The organism is Streptomyces coffeae (assembly GCF_016741875.1).
Taxonomy (GTDB): Bacteria; Actinomycetota; Actinomycetes; order Streptomycetales; family Streptomycetaceae; genus Streptomyces; species Streptomyces coffeae.
In genome coordinates this window covers 1-18,318 of sequence record NZ_JAERRF010000054.1, presented here as the reverse complement: position 1 = coordinate 18,318, position 18,318 = coordinate 1, and the positions used below count along the sequence as shown (strand labels likewise).

Here is an 18,318-nt window from a genome sequence, read left to right as displayed (position 1 = left end):
CGAGCCTAGCCTCCAGGCACAAGCTGTCCACCAGTCAGACTTCGTCGGAGAGTGCGGTGTCATGACGATCCGATCACGAACGGAGCCCTCCGAGGGCGGCGATGCCGCGGCCGGCGATCCGGTGGTGGTCGTCGGGATGGCCTGCCGCTACCCGGGCGATGTCCGGACCCCTGAGGACCTGTGGCATCTCGTGGTGTCCGGGCGGGACGCGACCGGCGGCCTCCCGGCCGACCGCGGCTGGGACCTGGCCGCTCTCGCCGGTGACGGCCCCGGACGCAGCACGTCCCAGCGGGGCGGTTTCCTCTATGACGCGGCGGAGTTCGACGCCGGTTTCTTCGGGATCTCCCCGCGTGAGGCGGCGGCGATGGACCCGCAGCAGCGGCTGCTGCTGGAGGTGTCCTGGGAGGCGGCCGAACGGGCGGGCATCGACCCGCTGACACTGCGCGGGAGCCCGACGGGCGCGTTCATCGGCGTCGGCGGCGAGGACTACGGATGTGTGCTCCAGCAGGCGTCCGACGACCTCGCGGGCCACGCCGTCACCGGTGTCTCGCCGGGCGTGGCGTCCGGGCGGCTGGCCTATGTTCTCGGCCTGGAGGGCCCGGCGATCACGGTGGACACCGCTTCGTCGTCCTCGCTGGTGGCGTTGCACTGCGCCGTACGTGCGCTCCGGTCCGGGGAGTGTTCGCTGGCGCTGACCGGTGGCGCGGCGGTCATGTCCACTCCGCGCGGTCTGGTCGGCTACTCGCGGCAGGGCGGACTGGCCCCGGACGGCCGCTGCAAGGCGTTCTCCGACGCCGCGGACGGCACCGCATGGGCCGAGGGCGTGGGCGTACTGCTGCTGGAGCGGCTGTCCGACGCGCGACGGAACGGACATCCGGTGCTCGCCGTGGTACGAGGAAGCGCGGTGAACTCCGACGGCGCCTCCGCCGGGCTGACCGCACCGAACGGCGACGCCCAGCAGCGGGTGATCGGGCAGGCCCTCGCCGACGCCGGGCTGACACACGATCAGGTGGATGCGGTGGAGGCGCATGGCACCGGCACCCGCGTGGGTGACCCGGTCGAAGCGCGGGCATTGCTGGCCGCCTACGGCCGCGACCGCGGCCGACCGCTGTACGTCGGCACGCTCAAGCCGAACCTCGGCCACGCACAGGCAGCCGCCGGTGTCGCCGGGGTGATCAAGACGGTGCTGGCGCTGCGGCACGGCACACTTCCGCGCACCCTCCATGTGGATGTGCCCACCTCCCGGGTGGACTGGTCGGCGGGGGCGGTCGAGCTGTTGCGCGAGAACACCTGCTGGCCGGACACCGGCCGCCCGCGGCGCGCCGGGGTGTCGTCGTACGGCATCAGCGGCACCAACGCCCATGTGATCCTCGAACAGGCGCCCCCCGTCCATGAGCCCGCGCGGAATCAGCAGAGGCACTCTGGCCACGAGAGCCATCGCGCGGTGGTGCCCTGGGTGGTGTCGGGCCGGACCGGGACCGCGCTGGACGCCCAGCTGGACCGGCTCCGGTCCGCCCTCGGCACCACCGTGGACGACGATGTCGCGCTCGACGCCGGATTCTCCCTGGCCACCGGCCGCTCGGCCTTCCGCCACCGGGCCGTCCTGCTGGCGGCTGACGGGAAGGTTTCCGAAGTGGCGCGTGGTACCGCCGGCGAGGGCAGGACCGCGATGCTGTTCTCCGGCCAGGGCACGCAGGTGTCCGGCATGGGCCGCGCGTTGTACGACCGGTTCCCGGTGTTCGCCGAAGCGCTGGACACGGTGCTGGACCGGTTCGCGGCCGCCATGGACGCACCGCTGCGCGATGTGCTGTGGGGTGAACACCCCGATGATCCCGACGCGTTGAACCGGACCGACTACGCACAGCCGCTGCTGTTCGCCTTCCACGTGGCGCTGTACCGCCTGGTGGAGTCGCTGGGCGTACGGCCCGACCTTCTGGCCGGGCACTCCATCGGCGAGGTGACGGCGGCGCATGTGGCGGGGGTGTTCTCGCTCGACGACGCCTGTCGCCTGGTGGCCGCTCGTGGCGGACTGATGCAGGCGCTGCCGCATCAGGGGGCCATGGTCGCGGTCCGGGCCACCGAGGACCAGGTGCTGCCCTTGCTGACCGCGCAGGTGGCGATCGCGGCCGTCAACGGCCCGTCGCAGGTGGTGCTCGCCGGGCCGGAGACCGAGGTACTGCGGATCGCCGGCACACTGGCGGACGACGGTCACCGGACCACCCGGCTGTCCGTGTCGCATGCGTTCCACTCCCCGCTGATGGACCCGATGCTCGCGGAGTTCCGGCAGGTCGTGGCGCAGCTGCAATTCCACCCGCCGCGTATTCCGGCCATCTCGCATCTGACCGGCGCGCTGGTGGCCGACGACGAGTGGTGCTCGCCGGAGTACTGGGTCCGGCACGTCCGTGAGCCCGTCCGTTTCGCCGACGGCATCGCCACGCTCCGCGCCGCGGGCGCCACCGCGCTGCTGGAGCTGGGACCGGACGGAACACTGTCGGCGATGGCCGCGGAGAGCCTGGCCGGAACACCGGTGACCGCCGTACCCGCCCTGCGCAAGGACCGCGGTGCGCAAGCCGCGCTGCTGACCGCGCTGGCCCGGCTGCATGTGACCGGGGTGCCGGTGGCGTGGCGCGAGCTCTTCGCGGGCACCGACGCCCGCCGGGTGGACCTGCCGACCTACGCCTTCCAGCGGGAACGCTTCTGGCCGGCCGTCGCGGGCGGCGACGGCACCCCGAACGGCGCGGCCTCGCACGGCACAGCTCCCTACGACGCTGCCTCGCACGGCGGCACATCCGCCGCGCCGAGCCACTCCGCCACCATCGCCGGGCAGTCCGACGGACCCTCCCCAGAGCCACGACGTGGCACGGTGGCGGTCCGCGCGGCCGAGTTGCGCGGTATGCCAGGCGACCGACGGGCCCGATTCCTGCTCAACCTGGTGCGCGACGAGGCCGCCACGGTGCTCGGCCACGCCGAACCGGACCGTGTGCCCATGGATCTGTCCTTCCGGGAACTGGGCTTCGACTCGCTCACCGAGACGGAACTGCGGGAGCGACTCGGCGCCGCCACCGGGCTACGACTGCCGGACACCCTCGTGTTCAACCACCCCACGCCCGCCGCGGTCGCGGACCACCTCGCGGAGCACTGGGCAAGCCCCGAGCCGCCCTCGCCCACCGCCCCCGAGCCCCTGATCGCGTCGATGCTCGAGCGGATCGGCGAGTGGGAGGCGGCACTGCGGTCGCTCCCACCGGACCGCGCCCCGCGGGAGGCCGTCGCCGCACGACTGCACGACCTGATCTCCACCCTGCGGCAGGGCGCCGATCCGGCCCGGCACAACTCCGCCGAGGACATCGATGCGGTGCCGGTGGATCAATTGCTCGATCTGATCGACGAGGAATTCGAACTTCAGTAAGCGGCCACACGTTCGCTCAGCGGTAAGGACGATCTGGTGCGGGAAGACCAACAGGGCAGAGTTGTCGATTACTTGAGGCGCGTCACCGCGGACCTGCGCCGGGCGCGGCAGCGGATCGAGGAACTGGAGCAGCGCGCCGGCGAACCGATCGCCATCGTCGGTATGGGCTGCCGCCTGCCCGGCGGGATCGGCACTCCCGAGGAGCTGTGGGACCTCGTCCACTCCGGCGGGGACGCCATCACCGGATTTCCCACCGACCGTGGATGGGACCTCGGTGCCCTGCACGGCGACGGTCCGGGCGGAAGCACCGCGCACGAGGGCGGATTCCTGACCGGGGCGACCGAGTTCGACGCCGGATTCTTCGGGATCTCACCGCGCGAGGCAGCCGCGATGGACCCGCAGCAGCGGCTGCTGCTGGAAGTGTCCTGGGAGGCGCTGGAGCGTGCCGGGATCGATCCGCTGTCCCTGCGCGGCAGCCGGTCCGGGGTGTACGTCGGCACCTATCACTGGGGCAACCAGCAGCAGCCGGACACCAGTGGCGAGGACCGCCAGGGCCATGTGATGACCGGCACCGCAGCCAGTGTGATGTCCGGCCGCCTCGCCTACACCCTCGGCCTGGAGGGCCCCGCCGTCACCGTGGACACGGCGTGCTCGTCCTCTCTGGTCGCCCTGCACATGGCGGTGCGGTCGCTGCGCGACGGGGAGTCCTCGCTTGCCCTGGTGGGTGGCGTCACCGTGCTGTCGGACCCGGCGATCTTCCCGGAGTTCAGCCGACAGGGCGGGCTGGCCCCGGACGGGCGGTGCAAGGCGTTCGCCGAGGAGGCGGACGGCACGGGCTGGGCCGAAGGCGTGGGAGTGCTCGTCGTCGAGCGGCTGTCGGACGCGCGGCGGAACGGGCACCCCGTACTCGCCGTGGTGCGCGGCTCGGCGGTGAATTCCGACGGTGCCTCGAACGGCCTGACGGCCCCGAACGGGCAGTCGCAGGAGCAGGTCATCCGGCAGGCACTCATGAGTGCGGCGCTGGGCGCGTCCGACGTGGACGCGGTCGAGGCGCACGGCACCGGCACCCGTCTCGGCGACCCGGTCGAGGCGCAGGCGCTGCTGGCCACCTACGGGCAGGGCCGCGCCCCCCATCTCCCCCTGTGGCTGGGCTCGTTGAAGTCCAACATCGGCCATGCGCAAGCGGCGGCCGGAGTCGCCGGGGTCATCAAGATGGTGCAGGCGATCCGGCACGCGACGCTGCCCCGCACACTGCACGCCGGGACGGCCTCCTCGCGGGTGGACTGGTCCGCGGGCCGGGTCGAGCTGCTGCGTCAGACCCTCGCCTGGCCGGACACCGGCCGTCCCCGGCGCGCGGGGGTGTCCTCGTTCGGCATCAGCGGTACCAACGCCCACGTCATCCTCGAACAGGCTCCGAGCGCCCCGGCGGACGAGGCGGGCCAGGGCCCGGCGGAGGGCGCGGACCCGGTGCGGGTGGTGCCGCACACGGTGCCGTGGGTGGTGTCCGCCCGGACCGGGGGCGCCCTCGACGAGCAGCTCGTACGGGTAAGCACACTGGCGGGCAGCGGGACCTCACCGGTCGATATCGGATTCTCCCTGGCCACGTGCCGGTCGACGTTCGAACACCGCGCCGTGTTGCTGGGGTCCGGTGCGCAGCCGCCCTGCCTCGCCCAGGGGGAGGCGGCCACCGAGCGTCCGCTCGCCGTACTGTTCTCCGGGCAGGGCAGCCAGCGGATCGGCATGGGGCGCGAACTGTACGCCCGTTTCCCGGTGTTCGCAGCGGCCTTCGACACGGTGCTGGCGGAGCTGGCCGAACACCTCCCCGGCTCGCTGCGCGAGGTGATCTGGGGCGAGGACCCCGAAGCCCTGAACCAGACCCTTTCCGCCCAGCCCGCCCTGTTCGCCGTCGAGGTGGCGCTGTTCCGGCTCGTGGAGTCCTGGGGCCTGACGGCGGACTACCTGGTCGGACACTCGATCGGCGAGGTGACGGCCGCGTACGCGGCCGGTGTGCTGTCCCTGCCGGACGCCTGCCGTCTGGTGGCGGCGCGGGCCCGGCTGATGCAGCACCTTCCCTCCGGCGGCGCGATGGTGGCCGTACACGCCACCGAGGACGAGGTCCGGCCGCTGCTGCCGGACCGGACCGCGATCGCCGCGGTCAACGGCCCGTCCTCGGTAGTGATTTCGGGCGAGGAGGCGGCCGTGCTCGATGCCGCGGCCCGGCTCGCCGCCGACGGCCGCAGGACCACCCGGCTGTCGGTGTCGCACGCCTTCCACTCGCCGCTGATGGACCCGATGCTCGCGGAGTTCGGGCGGGTCGTGGAGCAACTGGAGTTCCACGCACCCCGCATCCCGGTGGTGTCCAACCTCTCCGGAGCCCTCGCCACGGACGGGGAACTGAGCTCGCCGGAGTACTGGGTGCGTCACGCACGGGAAACCGTACGGTTCGCCGACGGTGTGCGCGCAGTCGCCGCCGAAGGCGCCGCAGCGTGGCTGGAACTGGGACCGGACGGTGTCCTCGCCGCCCTCGCCCAGGAGTCCCTGCCGGAGGACGCCGTGGTCGTTCCGTTGCTGCACAAGGGGACCGGCGAGGAGCACTCCGCGGTGACCGCCCTGGCGCAGCTGTATGTGTCCGGCGCGGAGGTGCACTGGCCCGCGCTGTTCGAGGGCACCGGAGCCGAGCGGGTCGACCTGCCCACCTACCCCTTCCAGCACGAGCGGTTCCCACTCCGGCGCGCCGACCTCACGCTCCCGGACGGCCCCGACGCGGAGTTCTGGTCCGCGGTGGAGCGGGGGGACTTCACCTCCCTGGCGTCGGACCTGGAGATCGACGCCGCGCCGCTGCGGGCCGTCGGCCCCGCCCTGTCCGCATGGCGGGCCCGGCGGCGCGAACGGTCCACCGTGGACTCCTGGCGCCACCGCGACACCTGGAAGCGGCAGACCTTCCCGCACCGCCCGCGGTCCGCGCAGCACCCGCCGTCCCCGCCCGGCGACGCGGACGCCACCTGGCTGATGATCACCCCCTCGCACGGCCCGGAGGAGGAGTGGACCGGAGCGGTCCTGGCCGCGCTGGGACCCGGCACGGTCCGCATCGAATGCCCGGACCCCGCAAACAGTGACCGTGCCGGGCTGGCCGCACACCTCACCGCGGCCACCGACGGCCTCGCGTCCGTCGCCGGAGTGGTCTCCCTGCTGGCACTGGACGACACCACCGACGACACCGGCACCCCGGCTGGGCTGCTCGCCACCGCGGCCCTGACGCAGGCGCTCGGCGACGCCGGACTGCGGTGCCCCCTGTGGTGTGTCACACGCGGCGCGGTGGCGGTGCACGACGCCGAAGAACTGCCCGCCCCCGCCCAGGCGGCCGTGTGGGGGCTCGGACGGGTGGCCGCGCTGGAGCACCCCGACCGCTGGGGCGGGCTGATCGACCTGCCCGCGGAACCGGACGAGCGCTCTGCCGCCGCCTTCGCCGCCGTGCTGGCCGGGCCGGGCGACGAGGACCAGATCGCCGTACGCCCCGCCGGCACCTTCGTACGCAGGCTCCTGCCCGCCCCGGCACCGCGCCCCGCCACCGCGTGGCAGCCGTCCGGCACCGTGCTGATCACCGGCGGCACCGGCGCCCTGGGTGCGCATGTGGCACGTCGGCTGGCGGAGCGCGGCACACTCCATCTGTTGCTGGTCAGCCGCAGCGGCCCCGCCGCCGCGGGCGCGGAGGACCTGCGCCGGGAGCTGACCGCACTCGGCGCGGACGTCACCCTCACCGCCTGCGACGCCGCCGACCGCGCGGCACTGGCGGCCGTCCTGGCGGACATCCCCGCCGACCGCCCGCTGACCGGCGTGGTGCACACGGCCGGCGTCCTGGACGACGGCGTACTCGACCGGATGACCCCGGAGCGGTTCGCGACGGTGTTCCGCGCCAAGGTCCGTTCCGCCGAACTGCTCGACGAGCTGACGCGCGAGGCGGACCTCGAGGCGTTCGTCCTGTTCTCCTCGGTGGCATCGGCCCTGGGCAACCCCGGCCAGGCCAACTACGCGGCGGCCAACGCGATGCTGGACGCGCTGGCCCGCCACCGGCGCGCCCAGGGCCTGCCCGCCACCTCGATCGCCTGGGGCGGCTGGGGCGGCGACGGCATGGCGAGCCGGCTCGGCGCCGACGAGGCACGCCGCTCCGCGCTGGGCAGCCTGGACCCGCACCTCGCGGTCTCGGCGCTGACCGAGGCGGTCACCGAACCGCACGCGACACTGGTGGTCGCCGACCTGGCACGGTCCCGCGAGACGGCCCCGCTCTGCGGAGCGCGCCGCCCCCCGCTGCTGGATGAACTCCCGCACCTGCGGGACATCACGCAACCCCACAGCGCGCCGGCCACCCCGCTGCGCGAGCGGCTGCGCGGCACCCCGGCCGCGGAGCACCCGGCGCTGGTGCTGGAAGCGGTACGAGCGTGTGCGGCCTCGGTCCTCGGGCACGCCCAGCCGAACGCCGTCCACGCCGACAAGGCTTTCCGGGCCTCGGGATTCAACTCCCTGACCGCCATCGCCCTGCGCAACCAGCTCACCGCCCGGACCGGCCTGCCCCTGCCCACCGGCGTGGTGTTCGACCACCCCACGCCCCGGCTGCTGGCCGAGCATGTGCGCACCCGACTCGCCGACGAGCAGGAAGGCGAGCAGCAAGGCGACCCGGCGGCCCCGGCCACGGCAGACCCCCGGTCCACCGCCCGCACACCGGACGACACCACACCGCAGACCGCCGATGAACCCCTGGCCATCGTCGGCATGGCATGCCGACTGCCCGGCGGGGTCAACTCCCCCGAGCAGCTGTGGGAGCTGCTGGCCGCGGGACGGGACGCCATCTCGGACTTCCCCACCGACCGCGACTGGGACCTCAGCGTCTTCGACGGCCCCGGGCCGTGGGCCGGGGCGAGCTTCGAGGGCGGTTTCCTCTACGACGCCGCCGACTTCGACGCCGCGTTCTTCGGGATCTCACCGCGTGAGGCGGTGACCATGGACCCCCAGCAGAGGCTGCTGCTGGAGACGTCGTGGGAGGCGATCGAGCGGGCCGGACTGGACCCGCGGACTCTGCACGGCAGCCCCACGGGTGTCTTCCTGGGCAGCAACGGACAGGACTACGCGCATGTGGTGACCCGTTCCCGCGAGGACGGCGCGGCCCACACCGCCACCGGTCTCGCGGCGAGCGTGCTCTCCGGGCGCCTCTCCTACCTCTACGGATTCCAAGGCCCGGCCGTGACCGTGGACACCGCCTGCTCCGCCTCCCTGGTCGCCCTCCACCTGGCGACCCGAGCGCTGCGCGCCGGCGAATGCTCACTGGCCCTGGTCGGCGGCGCCACCGTGATGACGGACTCGGCGAGCTTCGCCCGTATCTCCCGGCTGGGTGCCATCGCCCGCGACGGCCGGGCGAAGGCGTTCTCCGACGACGCGGACGGCACCGGATACTCCGAGGGCGTCGGCGTGCTGGTGCTGGAGCGCCTCTCGGACGCCCGTCGGCACGGCCACCGCGTCCTCGCGGTCGTGCGGGGCAGCGCCATCAACCAGGACGGCGCGTCGAACGGCCTGACCGCCCCGCACGGCCCGTCGCAGCAGCGGGTGATCCGGCAGGCGCTCGCCGACGCCCGGCTGACCCCCGCGGGCATCGACGCGGTGGAGGCACACGGCACCGGCACCCGGCTCGGCGACCCCATCGAGGCGCAGGCGCTGCTGGACACCTACGGTCCGGAGCGGCCCGCCGACCGGCCGCTGTGGCTGGGCTCGCTCAAGTCCAACATCGGCCACACCCAGGCCGCGGCGGGCATCGTGGGCGTCATCAAGATGACACTGGCCCTGCGGCACGGCACGCTGCCGAAAACCCTGCACGTCGGCACCCCGACCTCGCGGGTGGACTGGTCCTCCGGCGCCGTGGCACTGCTCACCGAGGAACAACCCTGGCCGTCGGCCGACCGGCCGCGCCGCGCCGCGGTCTCGGCGTTCGGCATCAGCGGCACCAACGCACACACCATCCTGGAACAGGCCCCCGAGCCCCCGCTCCGCGAGCGGCCCGCACCGGACGAGGACACCGTGGTGCCGTGGGTGCTCTCCGCGCACACCAACGCCGCCCTCGACGAACAGGTGCTGCGCCTAAGGGAGTTCACCCAGTGGCAGCCGGAACCCACCGCCGCCGAGATCGGCTGGTCACTGGCCACCTCCCGCTCGGCCTTCGGCCACCGCGCCGTCGTACTCGGAAAGAACCGCGACGACATCCTGCACGCCCTCACCCGAGCCGGCGAGAGCAGCCCCGCGCATCTGGTGCGGGGCACCGCCGTGGACAGCGAGACCGGACCGGTGTTCGTCTTCCCCGGACAGGGCTCGCAGTGGTGGGGGATGGGCCGGGAACTCCTCGCCGGCTCCCCGGTCTTCCGAGACACCGTGACCGCCTGCGCCGACGCCCTCGCCCCGTACATCGACTGGTCGCTGACGGACATGCTGACCGGGGTCGGCGACCCCGAACTGCTGCAACGGGCCGATGTCGTCCAGCCCGTGCTGTTCTCGACGATGGTGGCCCTCGCGGAGCTGTGGCGCTCCTACGGCGTCGAACCCGGTGCCGTCGTCGGCCACTCGCAAGGCGAGGTCGCCGCGGCCCACATCGCCGGGGCGTTGTCGCTGGAAGACGCCGCCGCGCTCGTGGCGCTGCGCAGCGGCACCATGCTGAAGCTGGCCGGTCACGGCGGCCTGATGTCGGTGGCCGCCCCCGCCGAGCAGGTGACCACGCTCATGGACGCATGGCAGGGCGCGCTGTGCCTGGCCGTACTGAACGGACCCTCCTCCGTCGTGGTCTCCGGCGCCCCCGAGGCCCTGGACGAACTGATGCGGGAGTGCCAGAGCCGGGGACTGCGCACCCGCAAGGTGCACGCCGACATCGCCGGCCACGGACCGCAGGTCGAAACCGTGCGGGACGAACTGCTCACCGCCCTCGCATGGTTGCGCCCCACGACCTCGCGCGTGCCCTTCTACTCCACCGTGACCGGCGGACGGCTGGACACCTCCACACTCGATGCCGACTACTGGTACGCGAACCTGCGGCAGATGGTGCGCATGGAGCAGACAACACGCTCCCTGCTGGCCGACGGACACCGGATCTTCATCGAGTCCAACCCGCATCCGCTGCTGGCGGACGCGATCGGGGAGACCTGCGAGGCGGCGGGCGCCGACGATGCCGTTGTGCTCGGTTCGATCCGCCGGAGCGACGGCGGTGAGCGGCGCTTCCTGACCTCGGTCGCCGAAGGCTGGGTACGCGGACTGCCGGTCGACTGGCGACCCGCCTTCCCCGACAGCGCCCCCACCCCGGTCGACCTGCCGACCTACCCGTTCCAGCACCGCCGTTTCTGGCCGACGGCCGAGCCCGGACCCGAGCCGGAGACCGCCGCCGGCACCGGCGCCGCGGACACCGCCTTCTGGGACCTCGTGGAGCGAGGCGACCTGGACGGGCTCTCCGCCGAACTCGGCGTCGACCACGGCGGTCACGACTCCCTCTCCGCCGTACTGCCCGCGCTGAACGCGTGGCACGAACGGTCCCGCCGACGGGCAGCGGTCGACGCCTGGTGCTACCGGACCGACTGGGCCCGGCTCCGGGAACCGGCCACCACCGCGCGCACCGCACCGTGGCTCGCCGTCGTCCCGGCCGAGTGCGCGGACGACCCGTGGGCCCAGGCCGTACTGGCCGCCCTGGGCCCGGAGGTGACCCGGATCGACATCGAGTCCACCGACGACACCGACCGGACCCGGCTGGCCGACCGGCTCAGCGCGTACACCACGCAATTCACCGGGGTGGTCTCGCTGTTGGGCGCGGCCGAGCGGCCGCACACCGCGTTCCCGTCCGTCCCGAGCGGACTGCACGCGACCCTCGCCCTTGTCCAGGCACTGGGCGACGCACAGCTGCGCGCACCCCTGTGGTGCGTGACCCGCGGCGCCGTCGCCGCCACCCGAAGCGACCAGGTGACACACCCGGCGCAAGGCGCCCTGTGGGGCTTCGGCCGGGTCGTCGCACTGGAACAGCCCAGCCTGTGGGGCGGGTTGGTGGACCTCCCCGAAACCCTCGACCAGCGCACCGGCGCCCGCTTCGCCGCGGTCCTCGCCGGACTTGACCACGAGGACCAGGTGGCGATCCGCGCAGCGGGCGTCTTCGGCCGACGGCTCGTCCACGCCGAGTCCGCACACGACCGCCCCGAGCGGCCATGGCGTACCCGCGGAACCGTGCTGATCACCGGTGGCACCGGTGGCCTGGGCGGATATCTCGCCCGCTGGGCGGCCGACCGCGGCGCCGAGCACCTCCTCCTCACCAGCCGCCGCGGCCCCCGGGCCCCCGGCGCCGACGAGCTGCGCACCGAACTGGAAGCCCTTGGCACACGGGTGACCATAGCGGCCTGCGACACCGCCGACCGGGACGCACTGTCCACCGCACTGTCCGCCCTCCCCGCCGAACTCCCGCTCACCGCGGTGGTCCACGCCGCCGGAGTGTCGGACGGCGACAGCGAGGCGGCCTCGCTGACACCGGACCGGCTGGACGCCCTGATGCGGGCGAAGTTCACCGGCGCGCTGAACCTGCACGAGCTGACCGCCGACCTCGAGCTGGACGCGTTCGTCCTGTTCTCCTCGGGAGCCTCCGCCTGGGGCAGCGGCGGACAGCCCGGCTACGCGGCAGGCAACGCCTACCTCGACGCCCTGGCCGCACACCGCCACAGCCTCGGCCTGCGCGCCACCTCGATTGCCTGGGGCGCCTGGGGCGAGGCCGGGATGGCCACCGACCCCGCCCTGCTGGAGCGGCTGACCAAGCGCGGTGTGCTGCCGATGGAGCCGGCCCACGCCATCGCCGCGCTGCAACGCGCCCTCGACGACGACCGGACCACCTTGACGGTGTCCGCGATGAACTGGACCGCGTTCGCACCCGGCTTCACCGCCGCGCGCCCCAGCCCGCTGCTGTCCGATCTGCCCGAGCTCCGCGCACCCGCGCCCGGGAACACTGAGGACCCAGGCCCCAAGGCCGCCGACGGGACCCCGTCGCTGCGGGACCGGCTGTCCGGGCTGCCCGCCGCCGAACAGGCCCGCGTCCTGCTCGACGCGGTCAGGGCCGAGACGGCAGCCGTGCTGGGCCACTCCGAGACGGACGCCGTCCCGGCCGACCGCGCCTTCCGCGACCTCGGATTCGACTCGGTGAGCGCGGTGGAACTACGCAACCGGCTCAAGGTGCTGACCGGGCTGCCGCTGCCCGCCGCCCTCGTCTTCGACCACCCCAACTCCACGGCCCTCGCCCGGTTCATCCGGTCCGAACTGTTCCCCGGCGGCGACGAATCCACCGACGACCCGAACGACCCGGACGCCGCAATCCGCCGACTGCTGGCCTCCATCCCCCCGAGCAGACTGCGCAAAGCCGGCCTGCTGGACCTCGTCCTGGAACTCGCGGGCGACGACCGCGACACCACCGGATCCGCGCTGCCCCCGGACGACGCCTTCCACGACGCCCCGGACGAGCTGGACGACATCGACGACATCGACGAACTCGACGGCGAGCACCTGCTGCGGCTCGCGGCCGAGACCTCCACCGACTGAACCCCGCCCCGAGAGTCCGGCTCAGGCCGCCGTTCGAGAGAATCTCTATGAACACGTCCCAGCAGTACCAGGAGGCGCTCCGGTCCTCCCTCAAGGAGAACGAGCGGCTGCGCCGGAAGAACCGGCGACTGATCGCCGCGACGGTCGAGCCGATCGCCGTCATCGGCATCGGCTGCCGCTTCCCCGGCGGCGTGACCTCGCCGGAGGACCTGTGGCAGCTGGTCGTCGAGGGCCGCGAAGTCATCTCCGGCTTCCCCCACGACCGAGGCTGGGACCTGGACAGACTCGCCGGCGACGGGCACGGCCGGAGCCTCGCCCAGCAGGGCGGCTTCCTGGACCGCATGACGGAGTTCGACGCAGCCTTCTTCGGCATCTCCCCACGCGAAGCCGTCGCCATGGACCCCCAACAGCGGCTGCTGCTGGAGACCGCGTGGGAGGCCCTGGAACGCGCCGGAATCGCTCCGACCCGGCTGCGCGGCAGCCGGACCGGGGTGTTCGCCGGGACCACCGGGCAGGACTACGGCAAGGTGGTCGCCGACTCCCGGGAGCACACCGAGATCTACTCCACCACCGGCCACGCGGCAGGCGTCATCTCCGGGCGGCTGTCCTACGTGCTGGGGCTGGAGGGCCCCGCCGTCACCGTCGACACCGGCTGCTCCTCGTCCCTGGTCGCACTGCACTGGGCGGTGCAGTCGCTGCGGGCGGGGGAGTGCGGGCTGGCCCTGGCCGGTGGCGCGACGGTGATGTCCACCCCCGGCATCTTCGTCTCGTTCACCGCCCAGGGCGGCCTGGCCGCCGACGGACGCTGCAAGCCGTTCTCCGACGCCGCCGACGGCGTCGGCTGGAGCGAGGGCGCCGGTGTGCTGGTGCTGGAACGCCTCTCGGACGCCCAGCGCAACGGCCACCCCGTGCTCGCGGTGGTGCGCGGCAGCGCCATCAACCAGGACGGCGCGTCCAACGGTCTGAGCGCGCCGAACGGCCCCTCCCAGCAGCGGGTGATTCGGGCCGCACTGGACAGCGCCCACCTCACCGCCGACCAGGTCGACGCGGTGGAAGCACACGGCACCGGCACCACCCTCGGCGACCCCGTCGAGGCCCAGGCCCTGCTGGCGGCCTACGGCCAGAACCGCGAACGCCCCCTGCTCCTCGGCACGGTGAAGTCGAACATCGGCCACACCCAGGGCGCCGCCGGCATGGCCGGCGTGATCAAGACAGTCATGGCGCTCCGGCACGGCACACTGCCCCGCAGCCTCCACTCCGAAGTGCCGACCACCCAGGTGGACTGGACCGCCGGTGCCGTGGAACTGCTGACACGGAACACCGCTTGGCCCGAGACCGGCCACCCCCGGCGCGCAGGGGTCTCGTCGTTCGGCATCAGCGGCACCAACACCCACGTCATCCTGGAACAGGCAGCACCGCAGGCCGAGCAGGCCCCCGAGGAACCCGGAGCGACGCCCGCCGTGGTGCCCTGGGTGGTGTCGGGCCGTACGGCCGCCGCTCTCGACGAACAACTCGACCGGCTCTCCTCCGCCGCCGACCACGCCGCACCGCTGGACGTCGGGTATTCACTGGCGGAGGGCCGCGCGGTCTTCGAACACCGGGCCGTACTGCTGGCGGGCCCGGACGGCACCCATGAAATCGCCCGCGGCAGCGCCGGCGACGGGCCGCTGGCGGCGCTGTTCTCCGGACAGGGCACCCAGCGGATCGGCATGGGCCGCGAACTCCACGGCCGGTTCCCGGTGTTCGCCGAGCACCTGGACGCCGTACTGGCCCACCTCGACCCCGGCCTGCGTGAGGTGATGTGGGGCGAGAACGCCGACGAGCTGAACCGCACCGGTCACGCGCAGCCCGCATTGTTCGCCCTTGAGGTGGCGCTGTTCCGGCTGGCCGAATCCTTCGGTATCCGGTTCGACTTCGCCGCCGGACACTCGGTCGGCGAGATCGCCGCCGCGCACGTGGCCGGAGTGCTGTCCCTGACCGACGCCTGCGCCCTGGTGTCCGCGCGCGCCCGGCTGATGCAGGAACTGCCCGAGGGCGGCGCGATGGTGGCGGTGGAGGCCACCGAGGACGAGGTGTCACCGCTCCTCACCGAACGGGTGTCGGTCGCGGCGGTCAACGGGCCGTCCTCGGTGGTCATCTCCGGCGCGGAGTCCGCCGTGCTGGACATCGCCGCGCGGCTGGAGGCCCAGGGCCGCAGGACCACCCGCCTGCACGTGTCGCATGCCTTCCACTCGCCGCTGATGGAACCCATGCTCGAGGAGTTCCGCACGGTCGTCGAAGGGCTCACCTTCCACCCCGCCGCCCTGCCCGTCGTGTCCAACCTGACCGGCCGGCCCGCCGGAGCACAGGAGCTGAGCACACCGGAGTACTGGGTGCGCCAGCTCCGAGGGACCGTGCGCTTCGCCGACGGCATCCGGGCCCTGACCGAGCAAGGTGTGCGGACCTTCCTGGAGCTCGGCCCGGACGGCGTACTCTCAGCGGCGGTCCGCGAGTCCGCGCCCGACGACGCCGTCGCCGTCCCGGTGCTGCGCAAGGGCCGCGGCGAAGAACTCGCCCTGGTCAGCGGGCTGGCGCGACTGCATGTGGCCGCGACGGCCGTGGACTGGCGGGTGCTGTTCACCGGCACCGGCGCCCGACGTGTGGACCTGCCGACCACGGCGTTCCAGCGGCAGCGCTACTGGCCGTCGGGCAACCGGCGCGCCCGGGACGCCGCCGGGCTCGGGCTGAGCGAGGCGGACCACCCGCTGCTGGGGGCGGCGGTGGAGCTGGCGGACGACGCAGGCACGGTGTTCACCGGCCGCCTGTCCGCTGCGTCACACCCCTGGCTCGCCGACCATGTGGTACGGGGCCGGATTCTGCTGCCCGGCACGGCCTTTCTGGATCTGGCCATGCGTGCCGCGGACGGGGTCGACTGCGACCGGATCGACGAACTCACCCTGGCCGCACCGCTGGTGCTGCCCGAACAGCAGGCCGTACGGATCCAGGTGCGGGTGGGCGCGGAGAGCGACGACGGGCATCGCCCGGTCACCGTCCACGCACGGCCCGACGGCGGGGCGGACACCCCGTGGACCCAGTACGCCTCGGGCCTGCTCAGCCGGAGCACTGAGGTGACCGGGGTGACCGGGGCGGCGGGAACGGCGGCCTTCAACGCGACCGCGTGGCCGCCCCCCGGCGCCGAACCCATCGACCTGAGCGACTGCTACGAGCACCTCACCGGCCTGGGCTTCAGCTACGGCCCGGCGTTCCGTGGCCTGCGCGCGGCCTGGCGCCGGGACGCCGAACTGTTCACCGAGGTCACCCTGCCGACGGAAGCCGAAGCCGACGCCGCGGGCCACTGCCTGCATCCGGTGCTGCTCGACACGGCACAGCATGCGGCGGCCTTCGCCGACCTCGGCGCCCTGAGCGAGGGCGGCCTCCCGTTCTCCTGGCGCGGCGTCTCGCTGCACGCGTCCGGAGCGAGCACCGTAAGGGCGCGGCTGTCGCGGACCGAGCACGACGCGGTGTCGATCGCCATCGCGGACCCGACCGGCGAACTGGTCGCATCGGTGGACTCCTTCGTCACCCGACCGGTTCCGGCCGGACAGTGGGGCGAGGCACCGGGACAGCCCGCCGACGCGCTCTTCACCCTCGACTGGACTGCCGTGCCCGCGCCGGGCGGATCGGGCACCGGCCGTGTGGACTCCGTTTCCGTAGCGGGCCCGGACGGCGCACTGGCCGATGCGTTGCGACGCGCAGGCTGCACTGTCGATACGCACCCGGACCTGGCCGCGCTCGCCGAGCGCCCGGTGCCGGAGCTGGTGCTCGCCGAGCTCACGGTCGGAACCAGCCCGGTGAACGGACACCACGACACCGTGGACGCCGTCCACACCACGGTCACCCAGGCGTTGATACTGGCGCAGCAGTGGCTGACGAACGACAGGTACGCCCGTTCCCGGCTCGTCGTGGTGCACCGAGGAGCCACCGACGACCTCGCCGCCGCCGCGGCCTGGGGCCTGCTGCGGTCCGCACAGGCCGAACATCCGGACCGGATCACCCTGCTCCACCTTGCGGACGGCCTCGACACACCGTCGCTGCCACAGGCGCTGACCGTCAGCGAACCCGAACTCCTCATCCGGGACGGACAGACCCTCGCCCCCCGGCTCGCCCGAGTGGAACACCGAGGGGGGCAGGGAACAGCCTGGGACACAGCAGGCACGATCCTCATCACCGGTGGCACCGGCGGCCTGGGCGCGTTGCTCGCACGGCACCTGGTGACCGAACACGGCGCTCGGGACCTGCTGCTGGTGTCGCGGCGCGGCCTCGGTGCACCGGGAGCCGAAGAGTTGCGCGACGAGCTGATCGCCCGTGGCGCCCACGTGCATATCGACGCATGCGATGTCGCGGACCGTACCGCGCTCGCGGATCTGCTGTCCCGGTACCGGGTTTCCGCGGTCGTGCACACCGCCGGGGTGATCGACGACGGTGTGGTCGAAGCGCTCACACCGGAGCGTACGGATGCCGTACTGCGCCCGAAGGTGGACGCGGCCTGGCATCTGCATGAGCTGACCGAGGACCTGTCGGCGTTCGTGGTGTTCTCCTCCGCCGCGGGCACCCTCGGCGGCGCGGGCCAGGCCAACTACGCCGCAGCGAACGCCTTCCTCGACGCCCTGGCCGAGCACCGTCAAAGCCTTGGGCTGCCGGGCACATCCCTGGCATGGGGTCCGTGGGCACAGACCGCCGGGATGACCAGCGATCTCGCCGAGACCGACCGGGCCCGCCTGACCCGGCTGGGCTTCCCGTCCCTGACCATCGAACAGGGCCTGCATCTGTTCGACGTCGCGCTGGCTGCCGACCGGCCCACAGCGCTCCCGATCCGGCTGGACCTGCCCACCCTGCGAGCCCGCCGGGACCTCCAGCCGATCTTCCGCGGTCTGGTCCGCGCGCCGATCCGCCGCACCGGAGCGGCTACCGGGACGCCGAGTGGCGGCATCGTCGAATCGCTGGCCGGACTGAGCGAGGCCGAGCGTGACGAGGCGCTGCTGGAGCTGGTGCGGAGTCAGGTTGCGCAGGTGCTGGGCCACGGCACTCCCGCGGCGGTCGATCCTGCGCGCGCTTTCCGCGACCTGGGTTTTGACTCCCTCACTGCGGTGGAGCTGCGTAATGGGTTGAGTGCGGTGACGGGGTTGCGGCTCCCGGCCACGCTCGTTTTCGACTACCCCACTCCTCAGGTGCTGGCGGATCACCTCCGGGAGGAGCTGTTCGCAGGGGCGGTGCGTGTGGTGGACCGCTCCGTTGGTGTGTTGCCGTCGGTTGCGGATGATCCGGTGGTGATTGTGGGGATGGGG

At 73.2% G+C, this 18,318-nt stretch carries 2 protein-coding genes and 2 pseudogenes; all 4 read left to right on the top strand.

What is annotated here, in order from left to right:
• Nucleotides 1–91: 91 nt before the first annotated feature.
• Nucleotides 92–3,406 (top strand): annotated as a pseudogene (locus JK363_RS39850) (type I polyketide synthase); the annotation flags it as partial.
• Between the two features lie 36 nt (nucleotides 3,407–3,442).
• Nucleotides 3,443–3,502 (top strand): annotated as a pseudogene (locus JK363_RS44940) (polyketide synthase docking domain-containing protein); the annotation flags it as partial.
• Nucleotides 3,500–12,994, top strand: coding sequence for a type I polyketide synthase (locus JK363_RS43525; protein ID WP_372444945.1), 9,495 nt, complete (start codon nucleotides 3,500–3,502; stop codon nucleotides 12,992–12,994). The pseudogene JK363_RS44940 and the gene JK363_RS43525, both read left to right, overlap by 3 nt.
• A 47-nt stretch (nucleotides 12,995–13,041) precedes the next feature.
• Nucleotides 13,042–18,318 (top strand): type I polyketide synthase (locus tag JK363_RS39810; protein ID WP_201883228.1); only part of this gene is annotated, 5,277 nt, incomplete at its 3' end.